The sequence below is a fragment of the Streptococcus sp. A11 genome (assembly GCF_043674225.1).
Taxonomy (GTDB): domain Bacteria; phylum Bacillota; class Bacilli; order Lactobacillales; family Streptococcaceae; genus Streptococcus; species Streptococcus suis_V.
The window spans coordinates 1-25,339 of record NZ_JBIMJS010000002.1 but is presented as its reverse complement, the minus strand read 5'-3'; the positions used below and the strand labels follow the sequence as shown (position 1 = coordinate 25,339).

The 25,339-nt window shown below is 38.7% G+C and carries 18 protein-coding genes and 5 pseudogenes; 21 read left to right on the top strand and 2 right to left on the bottom strand.

The genetic code is table 11. The features are described from left to right. Window positions 1–3: 3 nt before the first annotated feature. The 17 genes and pseudogenes from ACHBIF_RS01455 (at window position 4) to ACHBIF_RS01375 (ending at window position 20,845) form a co-directional block, all read left to right on the top strand. The gene (locus tag ACHBIF_RS01455) at window positions 4–627 is read left to right on the top strand and encodes a hypothetical protein (RefSeq protein WP_033875646.1); all 624 of its coding nucleotides are present in this window, start codon (window positions 4–6) and stop codon (window positions 625–627) included. Continuing rightward, the gene (locus ACHBIF_RS01450; protein ID WP_002943592.1) at window positions 624–1,349 is read left to right on the top strand and encodes a bifunctional 2-polyprenyl-6-hydroxyphenol methylase/3-demethylubiquinol 3-O-methyltransferase UbiG; all 726 of its coding nucleotides are present in this window, start codon (window positions 624–626) and stop codon (window positions 1,347–1,349) included. The genes ACHBIF_RS01455 and ACHBIF_RS01450 overlap by 4 nt, the downstream gene beginning before the upstream one ends. A gap of 541 nt (window positions 1,350–1,890) precedes the next feature. Beyond that, window positions 1,891–2,289, top strand: coding sequence for a hypothetical protein (locus tag ACHBIF_RS01445; RefSeq protein ID WP_394718153.1), 399 nt, complete (start codon window positions 1,891–1,893; stop codon window positions 2,287–2,289). Window positions 2,290–2,291: 2 nt separating this feature from the next. Continuing rightward, entirely contained in the window at window positions 2,292–2,426 is a 135-nt protein-coding gene (locus ACHBIF_RS01440) for a hypothetical protein (RefSeq protein WP_394718151.1), read from the top strand. A gap of 106 nt (window positions 2,427–2,532) precedes the next feature. Next, window positions 2,533–2,948: pseudogene (locus tag ACHBIF_RS01435) on the top strand (SMI1/KNR4 family protein). A gap of 192 nt (window positions 2,949–3,140) precedes the next feature. Further along, a pseudogene (gene tnpA, locus ACHBIF_RS01430) lies at window positions 3,141–3,655 on the top strand (IS200/IS605 family transposase). A 624-nt stretch (window positions 3,656–4,279) separates the two neighbouring features. Then, window positions 4,280–4,405, top strand: coding sequence for an SMI1/KNR4 family protein (locus ACHBIF_RS01425; protein WP_170243439.1), 126 nt, complete (start codon window positions 4,280–4,282; stop codon window positions 4,403–4,405). A gap of 720 nt (window positions 4,406–5,125) precedes the next feature. After that, window positions 5,126–6,403: pseudogene (gene ltrA, locus ACHBIF_RS01420) on the top strand (group II intron reverse transcriptase/maturase). Between the two features lie 103 nt (window positions 6,404–6,506). Then, window positions 6,507–7,163 carry a DUF1524 domain-containing protein gene (locus ACHBIF_RS01415; protein ID WP_394718150.1) on the top strand — a complete coding sequence of 219 codons (657 nt, stop codon included), beginning with the start codon at window positions 6,507–6,509 and terminating at the stop codon, window positions 7,161–7,163. 181 nt (window positions 7,164–7,344) lie between these two features. Continuing rightward, the gene (locus ACHBIF_RS01410) at window positions 7,345–7,605 is read left to right on the top strand and encodes a hypothetical protein (RefSeq protein ID WP_394718148.1); all 261 of its coding nucleotides are present in this window, start codon (window positions 7,345–7,347) and stop codon (window positions 7,603–7,605) included. A gap of 137 nt (window positions 7,606–7,742) precedes the next feature. After that, window positions 7,743–8,009, top strand: a complete 267-nt coding sequence (locus tag ACHBIF_RS01405) for a hypothetical protein (protein WP_394718146.1) — start codon at window positions 7,743–7,745, stop codon at window positions 8,007–8,009. A gap of 329 nt (window positions 8,010–8,338) precedes the next feature. Then, on the top strand, window positions 8,339–9,037 hold the full coding sequence (locus ACHBIF_RS01400; RefSeq protein WP_394718144.1) for a class B sortase: 699 nt from the start codon (window positions 8,339–8,341) through the stop codon (window positions 9,035–9,037). Further along, window positions 9,034–9,663: a hypothetical protein gene (locus ACHBIF_RS01395; RefSeq protein ID WP_394718142.1), complete on the top strand. Its 630-nt coding sequence runs from the start codon at window positions 9,034–9,036 to the stop codon at window positions 9,661–9,663. The genes ACHBIF_RS01400 and ACHBIF_RS01395 overlap by 4 nt, the downstream gene beginning before the upstream one ends. After that, a complete protein-coding gene (locus tag ACHBIF_RS01390; RefSeq protein WP_394718140.1) occupies window positions 9,647–19,345 on the top strand; it encodes a DNRLRE domain-containing protein in 9,699 nt (3,232 codons plus the stop codon). The genes ACHBIF_RS01395 and ACHBIF_RS01390 overlap by 17 nt, the downstream gene beginning before the upstream one ends. 10 nt (window positions 19,346–19,355) lie before the next feature. Further along, window positions 19,356–19,898, top strand: a complete 543-nt coding sequence (locus ACHBIF_RS01385; protein ID WP_105111831.1) for an ankyrin repeat domain-containing protein — start codon at window positions 19,356–19,358, stop codon at window positions 19,896–19,898. Continuing rightward, on the top strand, window positions 19,885–20,223 hold the full coding sequence (locus tag ACHBIF_RS01380) for a DUF2185 domain-containing protein (protein WP_024392764.1): 339 nt from the start codon (window positions 19,885–19,887) through the stop codon (window positions 20,221–20,223). Before ACHBIF_RS01385 ends, ACHBIF_RS01380 begins: the two co-directional genes overlap by 14 nt. A gap of 46 nt (window positions 20,224–20,269) precedes the next feature. Further along, the gene (locus tag ACHBIF_RS01375; RefSeq protein WP_394718137.1) at window positions 20,270–20,845 is read left to right on the top strand and encodes a suppressor of fused domain protein; all 576 of its coding nucleotides are present in this window, start codon (window positions 20,270–20,272) and stop codon (window positions 20,843–20,845) included. A gap of 58 nt (window positions 20,846–20,903) precedes the next feature. On the opposite strand, the pseudogene ACHBIF_RS01370 reads toward ACHBIF_RS01375, so the two are convergent. Further along, window positions 20,904–21,217 (bottom strand): annotated as a pseudogene (locus ACHBIF_RS01370) (S24 family peptidase); the annotation flags it as partial. Between the two features lie 275 nt (window positions 21,218–21,492). Between ACHBIF_RS01370 and tnpA (ACHBIF_RS01365) the strand changes: the two are divergent. The 4 genes from tnpA (ACHBIF_RS01365) to ACHBIF_RS01350 all read left to right on the top strand — a co-directional run bounded on the left by tnpA (ACHBIF_RS01365) (window position 21,493) and on the right by ACHBIF_RS01350 (window position 24,921). Further along, window positions 21,493–21,957, top strand: coding sequence for an IS200/IS605 family transposase (gene tnpA / locus ACHBIF_RS01365; protein ID WP_394718135.1), 465 nt, complete (start codon window positions 21,493–21,495; stop codon window positions 21,955–21,957). A 474-nt stretch (window positions 21,958–22,431) separates the two neighbouring features. Next, window positions 22,432–22,656: a helix-turn-helix domain-containing protein gene (locus ACHBIF_RS01360; protein WP_172006845.1), complete on the top strand. Its 225-nt coding sequence runs from the start codon at window positions 22,432–22,434 to the stop codon at window positions 22,654–22,656. A 277-nt stretch (window positions 22,657–22,933) separates the two neighbouring features. Continuing rightward, on the top strand, window positions 22,934–23,062 hold the full coding sequence (locus tag ACHBIF_RS01355; protein ID WP_000438255.1) for an SHOCT domain-containing protein: 129 nt from the start codon (window positions 22,934–22,936) through the stop codon (window positions 23,060–23,062). 53 nt (window positions 23,063–23,115) lie between these two features. Beyond that, window positions 23,116–24,921, top strand: coding sequence for a recombinase family protein (locus ACHBIF_RS01350; protein ID WP_394718132.1), 1,806 nt, complete (start codon window positions 23,116–23,118; stop codon window positions 24,919–24,921). 336 nt (window positions 24,922–25,257) lie between these two features. On the opposite strand, the pseudogene ACHBIF_RS01345 reads toward ACHBIF_RS01350, so the two are convergent. Next, window positions 25,258–25,339: pseudogene (locus ACHBIF_RS01345) on the bottom strand (IS6 family transposase); the annotation flags it as partial.

The window sequence follows — 25,339 nt, the reverse complement described above, 5'->3', positions numbered from 1 at the left end:
GGTATGAAAAATAATAAATTATTAATTTTTATAACGGATATTGAAGTTATAGAGAGAATTAGTAGTATTATCATGGAATTTCTTCTCTTCTTAATCAATATAAAATCAGAAAATAATTCTAAGTGGACGAATTTTTTCAGTATTCTTCTGATTTTGATGATTTGCTTTACAATCTTTAAACTTTGGAAGCTATGGATTGAAAAAATAAATAATGTGTTTACAAGTTCGGATGAAGTCAAGGAGTACATGAGGAAGTGGATTAATAAGCCTGGCCAAACAGTTATTGTAACTCGAGATATGTCCTGGATAGCAACAGGTGATGAAATATATAATATTTTGTTGGATAAGGCTGAGAAAAAAGAGCTAACTATAGTGTTGGAAGAAACAAGAGAATCTATAAATAACCTTAAAAATTCAGGAGCTAAGGTCTTGGAATATAAAAAATTAGGTTTTACACCAAAAACACGATTCACATTTATTCATTATGGTACAAGTAATCCTAAAGTTGCAATTGGTTATCCAGATGGAGATACGCATAGAATTAAAGAATTTGAAAAAAGTGGAACTATAGAATATTCCTTAGCTGAAGATTTATTGAAATTGCTGGAGAATGTGAGTGTAAAATGAAAATAACTAACCCCAAAAATAATCAGGATATTGCAAAAGAGTGGGATAACATTGCAATAATAAGAAAAAATCAGATTGAGAGCAAAAAAGATGCCAGTTTTCATAAAATATTACTTCCGAACTTTTTAAAGGAGTTAAATAAGATTGATAATTTATCTGAAAAAAAATTGATTGATTTAGGGTGTGGATCAGGGTATTTAACAAATTATCTTTCGTTATCTGTAAAAGATACCGTCGGTATAGATATTAGTGTAAAAAATATTGAATTAGCAAAAGAAAAATATTCGAAAAATAATCTAAGGTTTTATAATTTTGCAATAGAGGATTTTCAAATCGATCGCTATGATATTGGTGTTGCAAATATGGTTTTAATGGATACTATGAATCTTGAAACCTGTATTAGCTCTATTAGTAATCTACTAAATAACAATGGTAATTTTATTTTTTCGATAACTCACCCCTCTTTTTGGCCAAAATATTGGAAGTATGAGGAAGAAAGTTGGTATAAGTACTCTAAAGAGTTAATTATTGAGGCAGAGTTTAGAATAGCAAATGAGGTCACTAACTATAGAACTACCCATATACATAGGCCTTTAGAGACATATATAAATTTATTGAGTAAATACAATTTTAAAATTGAGAGTATTTCTGAACTTCCGAATAATGATAAAGATAGTTATCCGAGATTTTTGATAGTGAATTGTAAAAAAGAAAGAGGATAAAATTTTCCGTTCCGCAGTATCATTCTAATATCACATTTCTCCCTTTCGTCCATTATTATAGAAGAAAGCTCTCAGCACACATTAAGTGTGTTGCTCTGCTCGCAAAAGCCTAGAATCCTTGGAACGAAAGGGATAATGAAAAGCCTTGATTGCAAGGCTTTTTGCTTTATGTTGGAAAATCTAAAAGGAAGTAGGTTTACGAAAAAATCCAATTTCTGATTACTTTATTGAGAGTTTGACTGAAATTCACCATGATGGTTTGCCCTCAGAAAAAGGTAAGGATAGCGGTCATTTTATAGCTCAGTCATTCAAAGAATTCCTATTGACGCCGGATGAATTTAGTAGTTTTAAAAATGAAGTAAATAGATAATACTCCAGATGCTATATTTCATAATTTTAACAAATTCAATGAGGTAGCTATGAGTGTCCCTGACTGAGAAAAAAACGGGATTATCTTTACAAATGCTTCTAATAATTGTCTTGGGAATTACTGTGACTTTGTACTCATTGTTTCGTAATAAACCGAAAGGAAAGCAATAAGATGAAAAAGTATCGATTAATTATTAGTATTTTAGCAACACTAATGATTTTAATTTTAGAAGGGTGTGGCATGACTTCGCAGAAAGAAACATTGACGAAGGAGCAACAGGATAATGTGGTTAGATGGATTGCAAGGGGGTATGAAGTGCTGGAAGTTGAATTTTTACAATTATCACAAATTACAAGTACACGCATTTATTTACTATTCGTTCGTATTAATGGAGATGAGTCTCTAGAAACAACAATTCCGGCAGATAGACTTGATGAGTTTAGTAATTTGCATGGAGTAGTTGGGTTGAATCCTAGAAATCACTTTCAAGAGCTGGAGAGATTGAAATGGCTTACTGAAGAAAGTGACGTTGATATATCGGACATTAAAGTGGTGTATTTGGAGAATTAATTATGAGTACTGATATTCAAACTAAGTGGTTAGCTGAACAAGCATATTGGGTTGAAAGAAATAGAGAAGATGTAGAATATCACCCTAGTGAAGGAAACAGATATGATTTCGAACCTAAAAAACCTACTCTTGGGTAATTTCAAGTTTTAAAAGCTGTATCTTGCATCAACATTTACTGAATTTTTATCATTATTCACTCCTTAGATTGTTCGGAGTAATTGGAGAAAGTGTGGGTTTAATATTATGAATGAGATTAAATTACTGGATAAAAAGGAACTTTCTGCTTTTAAAATAATCCAACTTGAAAAGAAGTTTAATCTAGAACTTCCCAACGATTATAAAGACTGGTTGTTAAAAAATGGCGTTGGTTATCCAAAGCTAGATGTTTTCACTATAGGTGAGAAATCTGAAGTTTTAAATAATTTACTAGACTTTGATAAAGAAGAATATGGTAATGTATATGAGGTGTTAGAAGATTTAAAAGATAGGCTACCTAGTACATTATTTCCTTTGGTAATTTACTTTGCTTTGATTATTCAGACAATCAATCAGTTGTTTTTTGGAATCACGAAATGTTAGATAATAACGGTCAAAATACAGATTTTGTGGCTCAATCATTTACAGATTTCATCAACTCATTATATTTTGATAATGAATAAAATATAATCCTCTGAAGTAACTCTTGACTTCAGAGGTTTTTATTTTGTGGCTTTCAGTCCGTTTCGCTCCGCAAGTGCGAAACAAATAAACCACCCGCTATGCGGGTGCGCATCGCTGGTTATACCAAAAAAAAATCCAAACGCGATACAATAATGGTGTTCAAGCCTGATGTAAAGAGAAAGGAGCAAAATATGGCACAAAAGGCACATAGTTTATCTCACACAAAATGGATGTGTAAATACCACATTGTGTTTACCCCTAAGTATAGACGAAAAGTAATCTATAATCAATATCGAAGTAGTCTAGGTGAAATATTTCGACGATTATGTAGTTACAAAGGAGTCGAAATAATGGAAGGACATTTAATGCCAGACCACGTTCACATGTTAGTTAGTATCCCACCACGAATTCGTGTTTCAAGTTTCATGGGCTACTTATAAGGTAAGAGTGCCCTGATGATGTTTGATAAACACGCCAATCTCAAATGCAAGTTTGGGAATCGATATTTTGGGGTAGAGGGCTATTATGTGAGCACAGTTGGACTGAACGAAGCCATTATCAAAAAATATATCCAAGAATAAAGAAATTATCCAGTGGATGATTTCTTCACGAGCTTAAAATCTAGAAAGCGAGTTAAACTTGATATAGCACTTAATTCTTGAGCGTAAAAGAATACGAAGATCCCTTTAGGGATGATGGCAAGTAATACCAATGCCTCTTTAAGAGGCAAGTGACGAGTCAAAAACAGTTAGGATTGAACAAAGTGAAAGCCAGAGTCTTTAGGCTCTGGCTGGTGATGTGGGCTTATAGCCCCTGTTCAAACCACCCGTTTGACGGGAGGTCATGATTACTGATAACACATATACTTTTATGTACACGCTGTTATCTTCTTTGGAATTTCACTGTCAGAGTATTTGGAATAGGGAATCTATAACTTCAGATAAGAATAAATGATCGTTGGGACTTGGAATTCTCCAGTCCTAACTGTTAACTTGCAATTAGCATCATCACTCCGACTGTTTTTTGTCCTTAAAAAATAGATCATTATGCCAAACAATGTGGCAATCTAACCAAGAGTAAGGTCGCCTCTACAGCTGATAACCTTGCTAGACAGCTCCGCCATAAATGGTTTTGAAACCAGAGCTAAAGATTTTTCTAAGGCTGGTAAATCTGGTCCAGTGAATACATGGCATCATCATCATGATGGAAAAACTTTATAATTGGTTGATAGAAAAATTCATAGACGCTTTACACATCGCGGAGGTATTTCTATCAAGAGAAATGGAGGAAAATAATGAGTTTACAAATTGAAAAATTTTGACATGCTAAAATTGAGGATATTCATGAGTTAGAAAAGGGATTTAATATTGTTTTACCAAAAGGCTATAAGCAATTTTTATTAGATTTTAATGGAGGTGAAACAATAGATTATGAATTAAACAAGATTACAATATAAGAAAATGGGCAGATAACTGTCAGATTTTTAGAGGGAACAGAGGTAGATTTGTAAGAAACTGTGACTGAAAGGTTGCAGTTTTTTGTGTGTACGACGGGCATGTCGTACATCTGAGGTGAAAGTCCTCTGCGGGCACCCGCTACCGGTGAACCCTATAGCGACTCCCAAGCCTGACTATCGTGAGGTAGCGGGGAGAGGAAGGGATAGCGAAATCGTGGCGCTACGAACAGAAACGTGATACAAAGGCGTATATAGCGGATAAGGTGGCTACAAGCACCAAAGTCCAAAAAGGTAGTCGTAACCTATATGCGTAAATCACGAGTGTAAACGAGGAAAGATGTACGACTTATCCCGTGAGGTCTCATGGGCGTCGATAAGACGTAGTAACAACGAACCATGAGAAGTACCCTCGCCTATTGTTGTCATCAACTCATTCTTCGTTGGACAACAATGGCTGGGGCAGACTCTCAGCCGAGGTCATAGTAGCGACGAAGTTTCTGTAATGGAAACGGAGCGAAGGGCTGAATATTTCAACAGTCAGGGGAGTGACTGTTGAAAGTTTGACATTGAAAATAAAGGCTGTCAAACCGAAGTATACCTACTTCGATTGTGTCTGTAAAGAATGGTCTGATAGAACTGGAGGCAGTCACGTAATGACTAGAAGAATGTTCGCTAATATAAGACATCCTACAGACACCGAAACAAGAAAGGAATACGCACATGTCACAGTTACTAGATAATATCCTATCTCGGTCCAATATGCTTGAAGCCTACAATCAAGTTAGAGCCAATAAAGGTTCAGCAGGAATTGACGGCGTAACTATTGACGAAATAGATGACTATCTCCGCAAACACTGGCGTTCAACTAAAGAACTCATAAAGCAGAGGTAGTACAAACCTCAGCCAGTTTTACGAGTTGAAATTCCCAAACCTAACGGCGGAGTCCGTCAGTTAGGTATCCCAACGGTCATGGATAGAATGATACAACAAGCTATTGTCCAAGTCATTAGTCCCATTTGTGAACCCTATTTCTCTGAGAGGAGTTACGGATTCAGACTCAATCGGTCATGCGAACAAGCTATTATCCAGTTATTAGAATACCTTAATGACGGTTATGAGTGGATAGTAGACATAGACCTGGAGAAGTTCTTTGATACCGTTCCTCAAGATAGACTGATGTCGCTTGTTCATAACATTATCCAAGATGGAGATACAGAATCTTTAATTCGTAAGTACCTTCATTCAGGTGTAGTCATCAACGGACAACGGTATAAAACACTAGTTGGAACTCCACAGGGAGGAAACCTATCACCGCTCCTGTCCAATATCATGCTTAATGAGCTAGATAAAGAGTTGGAAAATCGTGGACTTCGCTTCGTTCGCTACGCAGATGACTGTGTCATCATAGTTGGTAGTGAGGCGGCGGCTAAACGTGTGATGCATTCAATTAGTCGTTATATTGAAAAACGATTAGGTTTGAAAGTCAACATGACCAAGACCAAGATTGTGAGACCGAGCAAATTGAAGTATCTAGGATTTGGGTTCTGGAAATCATCGGGGGGTTGGAAAAGTCGTCCGCACCAGGATAGCGTACAGAGTTTCAAGAGAAAACTCAAGAAACTAACGTCCCGTAAGTGGAGTATTGACTTAGACAGCCGAATTGAGCGACTAAACTGGGTCATCCGAGGTTGGATAAACTACTTTTCTATGACGAACATGAAATCAGCCATGGAAAGCATTGATGAACGACTAAGAACTCGAATAAGAGTTATTATCTGGAAACAATGGAAGAAGAAATCTAGGCGATTATGGGGACTTCTCAAATTAGGAGTACCGAAGTGGATAGCGGATAAAGTATCTGGCTGGGGAGACCATTATCAATTAGTGGCTCAGAGGTCTGTACTGAAACGTGCCATATCAAAACCAGTCCTCGCTAAACGTGGACTGGTTTCTTGCCTAGATTATTATCTAAAACGACATGCGTTAAAAGTTAGTTGAACCGCCGTGTGCCGAACGGCACGCACGGTGGTGTGAGAGGGACTAGAAATTAGTCCCTACTCGATTATAATTAGAAAAACAGATTTTAATACGGTGTCAAGTTATGGAATATATTTTGAGTAATATGTATGATGAATTCATTTTAGATGATATTAGTAATAAAATTGGAATTTTTCCTATTGCAAATTCTGATGATTTAGCTGAACATCTCATTCGTTATGTAAGGAGACATTACAATGTATATAATAGTTATGTTAATCCGAAGATTTCTAATTTTTACAGAAAGCATAAGAAGTTTACACGCTTTATCTTAATTTCTATATCAGTATTCTGTTCTCCTAAGAATATTAATGAAATGTTGAGTGATTATGCTTTCAATGAACGATTAAAAAGGGAACTTGAACACATAATTCCTCAAAATCAATACTATAATAAATTTAATTCTGAAAATACCAAACTAAAAAATCGAATTGGGAATATTGCTCTACTGACAAAAGAGACCAACGGTCAAATAAAAAATGAATCATTTTCAAAGAAATGTGAGGCAATTAAAGTGTGTGAAAAAGAATTGCTAGTTAATGTAGCTTTTAATCAACCGAAGATAAATTTTTCAAAATCCGATATCTGCAAAAGAGAGAAAGAATTAAATACACACATATTCGAAATATTTTTTAAAGATGAAGGTAAACTTTTAAAAACGAAATTGAAAGAACACTGCAACGGAATTCCGCAAATGAAATGGATTTGTTTCGTTTCATAGTATTATTACAAAGTAAACTTCATCGTCATTTGATGGAGGTAACACCTATGAGAGTTTTACAGAGGTTGAGACAGCAGACAAACTTTATATTCGAGAACATAATGGTCATTTTTACACTTTTTTTGAACTTGGTATTGCTTCAGTCCGTCGGATTTTTGAAATTGAACGTGCGGATTTTGAAGTGTATCTAGCTGGAAAATGTTCAGGAAAAGCTCTTAGTTATAAAGTACAAAACGATAGTTGGCCACCTACAGAAGAAGAAAAAAAATTAGCAAAAAAAGAATTTTTAAGGAAGCATCCTTCTTCTTTAATTATTATCCCTAAAAATCGAGAGCTTTTCACTCAAAAAGAACTTGAAGAGCTCATTCCAATTGCTGAAAAGCTATGGATTGATGATGTGGGTCGGCTACCAGAAGGCTATGTTTCTCCCTTTAAAAAGTAATAATATCACTCATAGTCTGAAGGCTATGAAGAAGCAGTCACACCAAAACCATCCAGCATTATAACTTTATTATTAATGATATTAAGACCTTAGATGAGTCAATCAAGCAATATGAGAGTAACCATGCTAGTCATGATTTGTCAGCTTTTAAAGAGTTGCTCGCCTCAACAAAGGAGCTCTTGGCGGAGTATAGTAATCGCCCTGAGACAGTGGCAACCTATCAATCCGGAGATATTGGTCGTTTTACTAACATTGAGCATTTTGCGACAGCTTTTCAAGCAGTGGGAAATCATCTTACCAATAACGCGGAGCGCTTACAAGCTGCCCAAGAACGAGATCAAGCACGATTTGAAGCTCTGTCAGCGGAAGAGAGAAGTAAGCAGGATTGTATAAACAACAGATAGCAGAATTACTCATAAAATATTGGGATTTCCGACCAAGTGAAGCTAAAAAATTGATTGAAACGAATTCAGCTCGTATTGATGACCAGTAGTAATAAATAATGTATTTACAGTTTTGGACGAAAGCTGCTCGCAAGAGTGGCTTTTAAATTTACTATTTCATGTTTATTAGAGGAATATAGCGGTCACTCTTTGTAGTTTATGGTAGAAGATTCACTGAGACTTTCAATGAATCTTGGACAGACCAATCTATATCTAAGTTTTAGAAACCCTACATATCCTTTACAAGGATTAAGCTACTTTGTTATAATTATTGGTGTTAGGAGGGATACATGAAGTTTCTAAAAAATAGCTTAGTGACACTGTTTCTGATAGGGATATTATTCCTATGTTTTCAGGCCTTATCTCGTCTGGAAAAAACCAGTATTGAACAATCTCCGCAAGATGTTCTCAAGCAAAAATTTCATCAAAATCCAGATGTCTATGCTTGGGTGAGCGTTGATGGGACAAAGATTGACTATCCTATCGCCCAACACCCGACAGATGATAGCTATTATCTATCTCATGATTTAGATGGTGCGGAGACTTACTATGGGGCTATCTTTACGGAGCTGGTCAATACGAAAACCTTTGAGGATTCCGTCACGATTCTTTATGGGCACGCTATGGTTGATGACTCCATGTTTGGCTCCTTGGATTATTTTGCGGACCGACAGTTTTTCGAAGACCATACCGTGATAAGGATTGATACTTTAGATCATCACTATGAGTATGACATCGTAGCCGCACACCCTTATACAGATGACCATCTTTTTCACAACTTCCAGTTAGGAACGAAAAGTGGATTAAACCAATATCTTGATACCCTAAAGGAACGAGTAGAGACCTATGGTGGTGCCTATCGTCAACTAAGCATAGACAGCGAGCAGGATAGGGTGTTAATTTTATCAACGTGTGATGCCGCAAGTGATAGCTATCGCTATGTGCTTACTGCTAAGTTAAGAACTGTTTCAGAAAGGACAGATACATGATACAGAAGATAAAGCTCTCCAAATTTTGGAGGCTGTCTCTAGGCTTACTATTTTTTGGTATAGGTCAAAGACTGTTTTATACTGGAGTTGTTTCTCCTTGGGCTAAGGACAGAAGCTTACCAGTCCTCTTGATTGTCCTAAGTTTAGTTGCTCTCGTTTTAGGATTGGCACTTATCCTCCCTCTGATTGGTTGGTTTTACAAATGCCATTGGTCTGATAAGCGGCTACCAAAACTGATTTTATTCTATCTATTGGGCGCAATATTTTCAGGTCTTATCATTGGTGGAATGGGGCAACTCCTTTATGACCATACCAGTTTTGCTTACTATACGGTGCGGATAGGTGTTTGGACAACGAGTACTATCATTCAAAGCATTCTGAAGGTCGTCTTGTGCTTTGGTTTAGTCAGTATTCATAAAAACTTACCCATTAGAAAACGAAGCAACTACCTTTGGTTGCCTCTAGTAGTAGTGATTCTGGTATCTATTTGTACCGCTCTGCTCAGCTACTTTCTACCAACTGTTGGTTCAATACTAGTGTCATTGATTGATGCGATTGTACTGATTTCTACCCTGTATTATTTTATTTACCTTGTAAAGGAGACACCTTATGAAACGACTTCATAAGTTGACGAACTGGTTATTGCTGGTGGTCTTACTGATTTCTAATAGTCCCATTATGTATGCGGAAGAAATTTCTCAAGTCATTGAACAAAGTCAAGCTGATCAGGCATACCAGCAGGCGGTGACAGAAGCCACTACTCAGACAGTGGGAACGGAAAATGCCAATACAGAAAAACCAGCTTCTGAACAGGCGGGGTCTTCGACAAAAAAAGAGGACGGAGATGCCATTCAACAACCTAAAGTGACGGACGGGGCCAACCCTGAAGAAGCAGCTTTAAAAGCACAATATGGAGAGCCAGTTGCTGTTAGCGGGCAGGAACAGCTTTTTCGTGTTGATGATACTAACTTTGTAACTTACATCGGCAGTGATGTGAAGACCTACATTGATCAAGATGGAGTAGAAGTTCCAGTTGACTTATCACTTTATTCTTATCATGCTAATGGGCAACACTATTATCTCCCTAAAGAATCTCCAGTGGGTGTAGTACTTCCTAGTGAAGTTAAAGAAGAAACTCCGATTGATATTATCCATAAGGATGAGAAAATTTCCCTCTACCCACTTGATAAGACATACGATCAAGCGACGGTTGAAAAAAATGCCATTCTGTATAACAACGTTGAGGGCAAAACTGACGTCCAATACACTGTTCAGTCTAACGGGGTTAAGGAAGAAATTGTCTTGGCTGAATGGGGTGGAAAAAATAGCTTTACCTATGGGCTAGATGCATCGGCTTATGATGTGTCTTTAGAAGATAATCAAATCCTTGTCAGAGAAAAAGGGAAATCAACAATTCTCTTTGTTTTAACAGCTCCTATGATGGTAGACAATGCTGGAGAATCCAGCACGGCACTGACATTGGATTTAAAACAAACTGAAAAAGGGTATGAAGTTATCGTGACGGCTAATGAAGAATGGTTATCTTCTAAAGAACGTCAATATCCTGTTCGAATTGACCCGACCATCACTGTCCCTCGTGAGAAAATATTAGATGTCGTTACCTCAACTGTGCATGGTCAATACCAAGGTTATGCTTATGGTTATGTTGGCTACATGACCAACTTGATGATAGGAGTGCCAGAAGCTAAAGATATCGGACGCTCTCGGATGTATTTCAAAATCAACTATGATTTCAAGAAAAACATCCCTTCTGAAGCACGGATTGACAGTGCGACCTTTAACCTCTATCAGTATACTGCTCCAGGCTCTATGGGGACTCAATTTGGTGCCTATAGACTAAAACAAGATTTTGATATTAATAATTTAACTTGGAATACTTCTGTCGGTCTAGAGATGGAAATCGCAGGAGCCAATGCCATCAGTGCCAAGAAAATCGGTATGCACAACTTTGATATCCGTGAAACGGTTAATTCTTGGGTTCAAGGTTTAGAACCAAATTACGGTTTAGTTATTGCGGCTACCGATGAGGGCGCAGATGGTGGGGCATTCTATACGACAGAAGCTACGGCAGATAATGCGGGTCAAATCGGCTTTACACCAGATAAGGCACCGTCTCTAACCATCAATTGGTCTGTGCCAGATCCTGTAGATGTTAACTATCCAATCGGGAATACCACCATTAATCTTCGGACGATGGTCAAAACTGATAAAAAGGGGCAACTTCAGTTCCAAGGAGTTTTTGCGGATGGTTTAACAACACCGGGTGCACAGGTGGATTATAACTTGAGTGACGCCTCAAAAAATTATCAGGGACAAAATTCCGCAAGTTTCTCCTACAAGTATCCAGATAGTAGTCCATTTGATTCAGCTTTTGAAAAAGGAACAACCAAATATAAGGACAAGCTTTCCAACTGGCAAACCCAAGTGCCATTTACGGAACCTGAGTTAAATAAGGTGTATACCATTGATGCCGAAAGTAAAAAGGATGGGCAAACCAGTGGTAAAAAATCGAGTGACACCTTCCTAATTTATAAGGTTACACAATATGACACGCTACCTAAAATAGCCAGTTATTATGGTGTACCATTGAAGCAAATTGCTTTTGATAACCGCATTCAGGATATGTTGGTTGTTGAAAATAATACCCTCTTTATCCGTAATCCCAAAAAGAATGCCAATAAACCTTATAATCCACCTGCTTTAACAGATGATGTCAAAAAAGATGTCGACATGCTTTTGATGGGACGTGGCTTACATTGTGAGTTTGGTTTTGAACCCATTAATATTAACACGGGTAATTTTTATCTGGATCGGACCGATGTAACGATTCGTGATGTGAATGATGAATTCGAAATTACTCGCTTCTATAATTCTAAAGCTGCTGGTATCAACAGTCTCTTTGGTCGTGGTTGGTCCTTTGCCTTTAATGAACAGCTGTCTAGTGATGAGGATCAAAACATTTACTATACCCGTACGGATGGTTCTATCCTTAAGTTCACCAAAGATGGCGATAAGTATGCAGCTCCTGTGGGTTATGACTTGAGTCTTGAGGTTAAGACTGTTGAAACCAAAGAAGGAGATTTCGGCGGTGAAGAGAAGGAAACATACGATGTCAAAGAGTATCGTATTACCGATACGGAACAACAAGAAAAAGTCTTTAATTTCCACGGTCTTCTGACTAGTCAGACAGACGAAAAAGGCAATAAAACAACTTTTGATTATAATGAGAACTTCCAGCTAACCAAGATTACATCCCCTACAGGTTTAGTCTTTGGACTTACTTATAACGAAGACGGCTACATCGGCTCTATTCAGGTGCCAAATGGTTCTACTCTTTCTTATGAGTATGACGATAACGGGCACCTCATTACTTATACAGATGCAACAGGAGTTCCAACCCGTTATGAATATGATGATAAGGGACTCATGACAGCTTGGTATGATGGTAATGGAACAAAAGTCATCCAAAACGAGTATGATGATGAAGGTCGTGTTACCAAGCAGACAGATGGTACAGGTGCTGTTTCGACCCTTGCGTATAGTGATGGTCAGACGATTACAACGGATGCTAATGGCAATCAAACAACCTATACTTATGACGACCAGTATCGGACGACAGGCATTGCCTATCCAGATGGTACCAGCATTTCTAAGACCTATGATGCGAATAACCGTTTAGCGAGCGAGACCAATGAGCTGGGTCAAACGACTAGCTACACTTATGATTCTAACGGAAATATCTTAAGTGAGACCCGTTTTGATGGTGCAGTGAAGTCATCTACTTATGATGAACAGAATCATCTGTTATCTGTAACAGATTTTGGTGGTGAAGTAACCAAGCATCGTTATGATGATAAAGGGAATCTTCTTCAAACGACCTTACCAGATGGTTCGAGCATCTCTTACGAGGTGGATGGACAAGGACGTATTGTATCCACAACTGATGCGGCAGGTAACACGACTAGTTTTGCTTATGAAGGAGCTAATCTTGTTAAGATTACCAACCCACTGGGTGGAGTATCAACTCTTACTTACAATGCCCATAATCAAGTAACTGGCGTCACCAATCCTCGTGGAGGAACTACCACCATTACCTACGATGCAGAAGGTCGTAAGCTCAGTGAAAAGGATGCGGATGGTGTTGGAACGACTCATACCTTTGACCAGGCAGGCCAAGTAATTGGTGTAACCGAAGGCAATGGCAATACCACCACTTTTGCTTATGACGGTTTCGGACGAAAGATTAGTGCATCAAATGGTGAGGGTGGAACCTATACCTATACTTATGACGGTGTGGGGAATCAACTATCCCTGACTGATGCGGAAGGTCATACAACGACTTACAGCTATGACAGTCGTGGCCGTCTACTAACCGAAACAGATGCACTTGGACAAACCATTACCTACCAACGTGATGGCATCGGCCGTGTCGTTACACGAACAAATGAAGCCGGAAATAGCAGTAGCTTCACCTATGATGATCGAAATCAAGCTATTAAGACGATTACGGATGCTCTTGGTCAAGTAACAGAGAATACCTATGATGCTTCTGGGAATTTAACGGATGTCAACTATCCAATTGGTACGAAGACACAGACTACCTATGATGTTATGGGTCGAGTCTTATCTTACATAGATGAAGCAGGTCAAACCGTTTCTTATACCTACGATTCTGTAGGGAATAAGCTAACAGAGACCAAGGAAGATAAGACGACTAGCTATAGCTATGATGTAGCAGGGAATGTGACTAGCATCACGTATCCAGACGGCACGAAAGTTACTTACAAACTAGATGCTATGGGGAATGTCTTGTCTATGACAGATGCTCTCGGACAAGAGACGACCTATGAATATAGTCCAGCAGGACGGCTGGTTGCGACAGTCAATGCCCTTGGTCATCGAACAAGCTACACCTATGATGCTAACGGGAATCAAAATAGTGTGACGGATGCAGCAGGATATACAGCCTCTAGCACCTTTACAGGACAAAACCAAGTCGCGAGTGTCACAGATGGGTTGGGCAATAAAACAACTTTTGCCTACAACCAAATGGAGCAGTTGCTAGAAGAAGTAGACGCTCTTGGTGGGAAGACGAGCTATGCCTATGATGCTTTGGGACATCCTATCGCTGTTGTAGATGCTAATGGTCATACCACTAAGATGAGCTACACGCCAACTGCTCAACTAAAAGAAGTTATTCTCCCTGATGGGTCCAGTGTCACTCAAGAGTTCGATGCCCTAGACCGTCTCGTTAAACAAACTCATTCGAGTGGTCTCATCACAGAGTATACCTATGATGCGGCTGACCGTCTTCTCACGAAAAAAGACAACCAAGACCTAAATGAATCGTATACTTACGATAACGCAGGCAACCGTCTCACACTGACAAACAACCTTGGGGAAGTAACCAAGTATAGTTATGACAGTGACAATCAACTCACTAAGGTAGAGTATGCGGATGGGACTAGTGAAACCTTTACCTATGATGTCCTGGGTAATGTCGCAACCTCGACAGACCAAGAAGATAAGACGAAGACCTACCATTATGATGCCAATGGCAACTTGACAAAGACTGTCGATCACCTCAAGCGTGAGACATCTTATAGCTATGATGCGCTGGACAGAGTTGTAACAGAAAAAGACCCCGACGGCAATACCATGACCTATGAGTACGACGTACTCGGCAATCTTTCTAAGGTGACAGATGCCAATGGTCATGAAAGCCAATTCGGCTATGATGCCAATCAGCAACTGGTTCTCTACACGGATCCAAAGGGTCAGGCAACAGCCTTCAAATATGACCCACTGGGACGTGTGGTAGAGACCCTTGCTCCAACAGGGACCAAACAAACCTTCACCTATGATGCGCTAGGCAATCGCCTAACGGAAACTACAGGAGAAGGCAATACGACTACCTTTACCTACGATAGTTTGAGTCGTCTGGCAAGCATGAAACGCCCTACAGGTGGCGAGACGACATATACCTATGATGCGACAGGTAGTCTGGCTAAGGAGACGGATGCCAACGGACATAGCACAAATTATGTCAACGACCTCTATGGTCGTGTGACCAAGCGGACACTTCCAAACCAAGCAGAGTATACCTACAGCTACGATGCCTTAGGACGCTTGTCGAAGCAAACTGGACCACAAGGTTTGGCTAAGAGCTATACCTACGATGTTGCTGGTAACCTGACCAAGGAAACTGACCAGTCAGAACGAAGCAATAGCTACACCTATGATAAGGTGGGGCGCCTCTTGACAGCTAAGAATGCCCTTGACCTTGAAACTACTTATAGTTATGATGAGGCAGGAAACCTTGCCAAGTTGACTCGCCCGTCAGGCGCAACCACTAGCTTTGATTACACGACCCTTGACCAACTCAAGACGGTTAAATCGCCAACAGGTCGTGAAATCACCTCAACCTATGATCCAGTTGGTCAGGCCACTAAACAAGTCGTCAATGGAAAACGTGAGACAACCTACACTTATGATCCGAACGGTAATATCCTAGAAGAAACCAATCCTTTAGGCCAAGTCACCAAGCGGACCTACGATGCCCTTAACCGCTTAACCAGCGAGAGCGACACTGCAGGCCAATTGACCATGTATACCTATGACCACGATAACCGTGTGACTAAGGTAATGGATGATGTGGGGGCAACATCTTCCTTGGCTTATGATGCCAATGGTAATGTGACAAGTGTATTTTCAGGTAGTCAACGAGTGACAAGCTACACCTATGACCTTGAAGACCAGTTACTGACAGCTACACAAGGCACAGGAGATAAAGCCTCAACGTCAAGCTATACCTATGACAGTGTGGGGAATGTCACCTCCGTTACAAATGGCAATGGGAAGGTCACAACCTACAAATATGACCAGTTGTCCAATGTCGTTGAACGGATGACCGCTATGGGGGATAAGGAGACTTATACCTATAATATCGATAACCAACTTGAAGAAGTTACCAAGGCAGATGGGCAGACCATCACTTACGACTACAACAAGCTCGGTCAACTCCTCAAAGTAGACTACTCCAAGAAGGAAGATGGTCAAGTCCTCTATACCTATGATGCGGACGGGCGCCGTGTGTCCATGAATGACCTAACAGGTACGACCCGCTATGAAACAAACGAAGAAGGCGAAATCACAGGTGTCCGTCAAGGGGATGGTAGTCTCATCCAATATGACTATGATGATTATGGCAATATCTCTAAGATGACCTACCCAGATGGTCGTACCGTTTCATACACCTATGATGAGCTGGATCGTTTAACTTCTGTGACAGATGTTAAAGGGAAGAAAACGACCTATACCTATAATGACGCAGGCGATATGACAGAAGTCAAGCGTGCAGATGGCACGAAGAGCTTCTTGACCTACGACAAGGCCCATCGTGTGACGGAGCTTCGCCATGTCGATAAGAAGGATAAGTTGATTTCTAGCTATGTCTATGAGTATGACGATGGCAACTACATCACCAAGGAGAGCATTAACCAAGATGGTAAAACCGTAGTTCACGCTTATACCTACGATACACTAGGTCAAGTGGAGACGATGACGGTATCAGACAAAGCAGGAAAAGAACTGTCTAAACTCTCTTACACTTATGATTTAGCGGGGAATAAACTTACCAGCACGGAAAGTATAGATGGTAAGGAAGAAAAAACGACCTTCAGCTATGATGACAACAATCGCCTGACCAAATTGGAGAATAAGGACGGCATTACCACTTATACTTACGACAAAAACGGCAACCGTACTGCGTCTAAGAAAAATGATGAGAAGCTAGATTATATCTACGACACGGAGAACCGTCTCCTTGCGGTCAAGGACAAGGAAGGTCTTCTGATGGCAGCCCTTTATGACGGCGATGATAATCGTGTGTTTACCGCCAGTCGTAAAGAAGGAAAGAATACTTACCAGCTCTTCCAGCGAAAACCAAAAGATACTTCTCGTTCAGGAGGTAAAAAATCTCCTTATACTGCACCAGCGGGTGAGGAAAATAGTATCTTCTGGTATGGCTTTAGTCAGAATGTCCTCCAGTCGCTCTCTACCTTGCCACAGACTGTAGGAACCATCTGGCATGAGATCTTCGATGATGTCTCAACAGCCTATCATCAAAAAGTGGCTAAGGATAGAGCCACTAAGGAAGGCCTTGTGGTTAATCCACCAGATTTGGACAATCTCCCAGGCGAGGGAGAAGTGACTTATGCCAGTCAAGTGCAGGATGTTCTCATTCCATACACTACACGAGAAGACACTTATCATTACTATGAAGAGCGTAATTATGTCAATGACATCAATCGGGAATACACCGAAGTTCTTCAAACCTATGACCATGATCTGAAAGCTCGTGAAACCTATACCTATGGCAATGGCAGAGCTAGCTATCTTGATAATCAAGAAGATACGAACTACAACTACCTTACCAACCAGTCAGGTTCGGTGACAGGCTTGACTCAAGATGGAGAAATTGTTGCTTCAAGCACTTATCATCTCTACGGCTCAACGAAAGAAACGACTGATACGACAGGCAACCCTTATGCCTATAACGGGGAGGCGAGAGATGTCACAGGTCTTGATTATCTAAGAGCGCGTTACTATGACAGTCAAGCAGGAACCTTCTTAACAGAAGATAGTTATCCAGGTGAGCTAACCACACCATTGACACAGAATGGCTATGCTTACGTTTCCAACAACCCAGTCAACTACACCGACCCAAGTGGGCACTTCTTTAAGAAATTGCTTAAGGGAGCAGGTAAGTTATTGACGAAGGCCAAAAATGCAGTTGTAAATTTTGCGAAAAATACTGCAAGGGCTGTCGTTAATGTTGCTAAGAAGGCATACAATATCGGTCGAAATATTGTTAATACAGTTGTTAACACAGCTAAAGGAGTTGTTAACTGGGCGGGTACTCAAATCAATAACGCTAAGAACTGGGCAGTTCAGCAATGGAACAACTACCAGTCAAGAACAAGTTATCATGCATCACCAGTAGGAGGTTATGGAGGCAGTTATGGTGGATATGGAGGGGGTCATAGTTCAAACTCTTCCAGCTATGCCTATGTTCAGCAACAACAGGCTCAAGCTAGAGCCCAAGCCGAGCAACGCCGCCAGCAGCATATTCGAGACGAGTATAGCCAGTCAACAGGAATCAAGACGACACCTAAGACACGAGAAGCTAAGAGCATGTTCCGTAACTGGGGTAAAGCCCTTAAGGAAATGTACACGCATGTGTGTAAAACAGCTAAACGTGTTAAGAAACAAGTTGCTAATTATGTTAAGAAGATTGACTGGAAGAAGGTAGCGGTCACTGCAGGTGCCATTGGTGTTGGTATCGCACTTACCGTAGCTACCGGTGGTCTAGGTGCTCCAGTCGCAATGGCGATTGGTGGTGCGGCTTCTGGTGCCATTATGTCTGGCTATGATGCCTATAGCTCAGGGCAACGTGGTTGGGGCTTGGCTGGTTCAACTCTAAAAGGAGCAGGACTAGGAGCTATTACAGGTTTTGTTGGTGGTCAATTTATTGGAGCTGGTGCCAATGTGGCCGCTAATGTGACACAAAATATTGCCAACCAGACCGTTCGTCATGTTGCGAAGGCGGGTGTTGAAGCTGGTGTTGAGACCGTTATAGATACGGGTATCTCTCTTGCGACAGGGAATCCAATTTCTCTTAAGAATGTCGTGACAGACTATGGTCTCAATCTCATTACCAATGGCTCAGGCAGTGTTTCAAGTAAGAAATCTGCCAAAGCGGATGTACCGAAGAACAAGCCGAAGTCTGGGGATGTTGCAGTTACGAAGTCTCGTCAGTCATCCACTCATGTTCAACAGCTAGCATTGCCTGCTCCTAAACAGCAACTAGCTCTGCCCGCACCCGAGCCTATTCTTGCCTTACCGGCACCTAAATCCACCTCTCAAACGCCTCATACTACTCCACTTGTAAATGGACCGTATATAAAAAATGGTAAACCAAATGGACGGCCTGTTCCAACAGGACGAGCTAAAATGGAATTTGAACAAGCAGTATATGACTCACAAGTTGACCCGGATGGAATCCTTCGTGATCCAAATACTCAAGAAGAAATAGATTGGAAACCTGGACAACCAAGAAAAGGTGTTGTAGACTTTGGGCATGTGAAAGGTAAAAGTTATAAAACTATTTTTGAAGATTATAAAAATGGGTTGATAACATTAGATGATTTGAAAGCATTTCAGTCAGATCCTAATAATTTCCGGCTTGAAACACCTGGTGCAAATAGAAGTCATAAGTATGAATAAAGGGGGGAGTATGATGGAAGGTAGTATCTTTAAGATTGCTCAGGAAGGAACATTTGAAGAATTTTATTCAGTTTTTAATGGAGATATTAATCAAATGTCGAATGATAATATGAATCTACTGAATGTGGTTTTGACTAGTAATTCGTTACTGGAAGAAAAGGTTAAAATTGTTCAATTTCTTGTTAATGAAGGAATAGATGTAAACTATCTAGATTCGGATAAGAGAAATGTTCTACATAATTTTTTTCAGTATAAAGCTAATTGGAGAGTAAACGTTAAATATGCACTAACAATCTTGACAATTTTATTGGAATCTGGAATAGATATTAATCAAGTTGATAAATATGGTTCAATTCCTCTAATCTATGCAATAACTGTCCTAAAACTACCTACAGAAGAAGCCATGCCAATATATAATCTGTTGATAGATAGTGGATCTGATATAAATCTGAAAAATTTTCAGGGAAAATCTGCTGTCGATTATGCAAGAGAATTCAGTTGGAGACATGGTCTATTGTCTGAGAATGGGGGACCATTGTATGATAAAGAATAGTGATTTTGGAGGATTTTTAGTTTCAAACAACGTAATAAATGGTCTTCGTATACAGTACACTTATCGTGAAGAATCATCAATTAGTCAGTTGAATGGGTGGACTATTATTTCTGAAGCTGATGATGCCTCTTATGTTTCAAATCCAGATAATTTTACTATTTTAGGTGCAACAAGTATTGCTCAAATATCTCCTGTAATTTTGGAAATTTTTTCAGCAAAATATGGAACAGATTTATTCTGGATTTATGAAAATAATGTTCATATAGGCTTCTATGATTTAATATCAGATCGTGAGGTAACGATTCAAGAAATATTGGAAATTTAGTCTTCCTGATTTGAAGAATTTGCCATTGTTAATGAAGAATAGTGGAATGAAATTTGATGTTAAAATAGTGGCTAATCATATTCTTAACAGTGTTGGTGGAACACCTAAAGTTCAGAGGTTTTACAATTCAAATAAGAATCAATTTATTGATATTTTTCAAAGTCATAATAATCCGATGAATACTGTCAATACTTTTTCAACAATAGGTTTATCAATGTACAGCATTGATAGAAAATTTGCCGATGATTCGGAGTTGAGAGTAGAGTTCATAGCTGCGTCGCCTGCAGAAAACACTCTATTTGCAAATGTGTTGGCAAGTTGCTCCTTTAATATTATTTCTGGAACACATACTTGCTCTCATGGTACTGTTTTTACTAATATTTTGGATCAGTATTTTGAGGGTATCAATATGAAGCATATTATGTTCGTCTCTCCGTTCTTGTGGAATATTGTTGATCTTCTATTTGATGATAGGACTATTACATGGCTCATGGCGTTACCAATATCAGAAAAGGAGTTAGAATACTTGGGTAATAATGGCAGTGATCAGTTAGAACAATTGTTTGAAGAGCAGCAAATTGATTTCTATGATTTGAATAGACCAGATGTTGTTTTTAGATAAGGCAATATATTGACGAGTACTCAAAAATCCCTTGAAGAATTAATTTCTTCAAGGGATTTTACTGTTCAATAGGCATAAAATTTCCCACTATTTTCCCGACAATCCTCGGATCGTCCTCTGCAGGCACAAATTTATCTGGATAGGAATCATTAATGGAAACGAGGCGATAGCCGTCTTTTTCAAGATAAACCGTCTTAATGTATAATTTTTCATTCCAGGAAATGGCATAAACTGCCCATCGTAATCAAAGCCCCCTTCACGGATTAAGGTTATCTCTCCGTTATGGTAGACAGGTTCCATGGAATGCCCATCAATTCATGTTGCTACATCGTAGAGGTATTCTTTGTCTGTAAAGACTTCCTTAGTCTCGTATTCATCCAAAAACCATTACCATGCCCAGCTGATAAAGCCACATTGTCAAGGACAGGAACTGAAAATAGTGGGACAACCTTTTGTTCCAAAAGAAGGTCATGGGTTAACTCATCGACCTTCTATTTATTATGTGACTTTTAGTCCGTCACGCTCCGTAAGGTGCGTGACAAATAAACCACCCGCTATGCGGGTGCGCGACGAAGGTTATACCAAAAAACTCCAAACGCGATACAATAAAGGTGTTCAAGCCAATTGTAAAGCGAGAGGAGAAAAGTATGGCACAAAAGGCACATAGTTTATCATATACAAAGTGGTTGTGTAAATACCATATTGTCTTCACCCCTAAGTATAGACGAAAAATCATCTATAATCAATATCGAAGTAGTTTGGGAGAAATATTCCGACGTTTGTGTAGTTATAAAGGCGTAGAAATTATCAAAGGACATCTAATGCCAGATCATGTTCATATGTTAGTCAGTATTCCTCCGAGATTAAGTGTATCAAGCTTTATGGGTTATTTAAAAGGTAAGAGTGCTCTTATGATGTTTGATAAACACGCCAATCTCAAATATAAATTTGGCAATCGCCATTTCTGGGCAGAGGGCTATTATGTAAGTACAGTTGGACTTAATGAAGCCACAATTAAGAAATATATACAAGAGCAGGAAAAGTATGATATAGCACTTGATAAATTGAGTGTAAAAGAGTATGAAGATCCCTTTAGGGATAATGGCAAGTAGTACGAATGCCTCTTTAAGAGGCTAGTGACGAGTCAAAAGCAGTGAGGCTTGAACAAAGTGAAAGCCAGCGTCTTTAGGCTCTGGCTGGTGATGTGGGCATATAGCCCCTGTTTAACCACCCGTTAGACGGGGGGCATGATTGCTGACAATACATATATTTTTTATGTGTACGCTGTTATCTTCTTTGGAATTTCACTGTCAGAGTATTTGGAATAGGGAATCTATAACTTCAGATAAACTAAACACAACACATAAATTATGGTTTATTGGATGCTTTTCTTTAAAGAGTGATATGAATGCGACAAGTTAATAATACTACAAATATGGACATTTAGATTGCTAAATATTGCTTTAAATCTTACATAAAGTATAAGTAAATGATTTGATAATCTGCTGAAAAAATTATTGTCATAGTATGACAATTTCCATGATTTCTCCGAAAAGTAAAATATACTTTTTATAGGAGAAAAATATATGTACCAACGAATAAGGGATTTGAGGGAAGATCATGATCTCACTCAAAAGTTTGTTGCAAATTTACTTTCCTTTTCTCATGCGAACTACGCAAAAATTGAGAGAGGTGAAGTTGTTTTAACGGCAGATGTTCTTGTGAAGCTTTCTAAACTTTATGATGTTAGTACAGATTACCTATTAGGGTTAACAGATTGTCCAGATAGGATAAAACGTAAAATAAAATAGTCTCTCCTTGATTTGTACATTGACAATTAAATAAACCAATGTGGGACTTTCTTATTTGTCGAGCAATTTAGTGATATACGCGATGATAGGAGCGAAAATTATTAGCTATAAAATAGAGTGGTTCTCTATCTGCCATGACCACAAATAAGGACAATGATACTTCTGAACGTTCAGGCTGCCAACGTAAAAGGACAGCGGGTGAAATTCCCATGATTGATTTAACCAGTCATACCCACAGAGAATAACTAAGAGTAACATGTTATCAGGAGGGTAAGTTTTGGAACAATCAGTAGTAAAATATAGTATGCAACTTTCAATGCTTAACTTTTTATATTCCAGAAATATGTTGACTAAAAAGGAATATGAAAAAATTAAAAATAGACTGCGTATTAAGTACACAAATTAGCTGACCTTTTGATTTGAACGCGGTAATATAGAATCAAAAGGAGGAATTTCAGTATGAAAAAAAATAATGTTGAAATAATAAAAGCTGATTCTTTAGCTCGTCGAAGAGGCAACAATTTCGAAAGAGACTCAAAAAGGGTTGCTGCTTATTGCCGAGTTAGTTCTGATAGCGAAGATCAGAAGAACAGCTATGAATCTCAGGTGAGACATTATAAAGATTATATCTCTCAGCGGTCGGATTGGGAACTGGCAGGTATCTATGCAGATGAGGGGATTTCAGGAACACAAGTAGGAAAGAGACAAGATTTTCAACGATTAATAAATGATTGTGTAAATGGAGAAATAGATTACATTGTCACAAAGGCAATTGCTAGATTTGCCAGGAATACCCTAGATACTTTGAAATATGTCAGAATGTTAAAAGATATGCAAATTGGAGTATATTTTGAGGAAGAAAATATAGATACCCTAACAATGGATGGAGAATTGCTTTTGACTATTCTAAGCTCCGTTGCACAGCAAGAAGTAGAAAATACATCTGCTCATGTGAAAAAAGGATTAAAAATGAAGATGCAACGTGGTGAATTGATAGGGTTTCAAGGATGCTTGGGGTATGACTATGATGTAGAAACCAAGCAACTTTCAATCAATAAAAAAGAAGCCAAAATAGTTCGCTATATCTTTGAAAGGTACTTAGAAGGTATTGGAGGAAAAGTAATTGCAAGGGAACTTGATGAACTAGGTTACAAATCGCCGAGAGGATTAGATCATTGGAATGATACAACAGTCTTAGGAATCATAAAGAATGAAAAATATAAAGGCGATATTCTAATGGGCAAAACTTTTACAGTGGATCCAATAAGCAAGAGACGTTTAAGTAATTTTGGTGAAGAAGATAAGTACTACATCAAAGATAATCATGAACCTATAATATCTAAAGAAGACTTTGAGAAAGCTCAGGAGATAAGACTTCGTCGAGCAGGAAATAAGAAGACTGCTGCAAATGTAAATGGCAAGCGTGAACGCTATTCAAAAATGTATGCTTTTAGTAGCATGTTAGAATGTGGTTTTTGTGGTTCAATATTATCTAGAAGAAGTTGGCACTGCCGTTCAGATTATCGCAAGGTTGTGTGGCACTGTGTTACATCGATAAAGAAAGGAAAGAAATTTTGTAAGCATAGTAAAGGATTAGAAGAGCTCGCTATTGAGGGGGCTTTCATGGAAGCTTACAGAAAACTTTATCATTCAAATGAAAACTTAATGACAGACTTACTTGAAACGATTGAATCTGAATTGAATGACAATAGCCTTAACAAGGAACTAAAAAGGATTACAAACAAACTTCGAACATTACTAAAAAAAGAGGAAAATCTTGTAAATCTAAGGCTCGAAGGGAAAATTAGCGATACCATATACAATGAAAAGTACAATGAAATTTCCTCAGAAAAAGAGTTTCTAGCAGAAGAGAAGGTAAATATTGAAACAACCTTAAAATCAGAAATCGATGTAAAGAAAAGACTAACTGAGTTTAAGCACTTGCTATCTTCACAGAAAATTCTTACGGAGTTTGATCGTACAGTTTTTGAAAGTATTGTTGAGAAAATTATTGTAGGTGGAGTTAATAGCGACGGAGAAATTGATCCTGCAATGTTAACCATAATATTCAAAACAGGTGAAACTCAAAACAAGGATGGTAAACAATTTAAAAGTAAGCGTAAAAATGCTAAACTAGAAACAGATAAATTGTGTCCTCAAAACAGTGACGAGCATAAAAAAATGTATTCTCAAGGACCAGACAACACACGTGGAGTGTGTTACTCTGCTCGTAAAAGCTTAGAAACCTTTGAACGAAAGGGATAATGAAAGCCTTGATTGCAAGGCTTTTTGCTTTATGGTGGGTAAGTATCAGAGTGAGAAAATTTTTGGAATGAGTAGAAGTGATAGCTAGAAATTATCAGTTTCTATTTCCATTTACCCTGTGGGTACGTGTTTGTTTCCATTGACAAGGAGTTTGTGGAAATAGAAATGTACCCACCTTGTTTGAATCAAGTGAAGTGTAGTTGAAGGAAATCTGTTGAAAGCAATACTTCATTTTACCGAATAAGTAATAATTTAGGCAACTTCAAATCGATTAAAAAAAACGGTTCTGTTGCAAAGTTTTAAATAAAGAATAAAATCCCTTACGGTATCTATGATTTAATCTGGGATTCCCAATAATACCTTGATTTCAGTACAGACCGAAAACCCGAAGAGAGTGCCTTCTTTTCGGGTTTTCTTA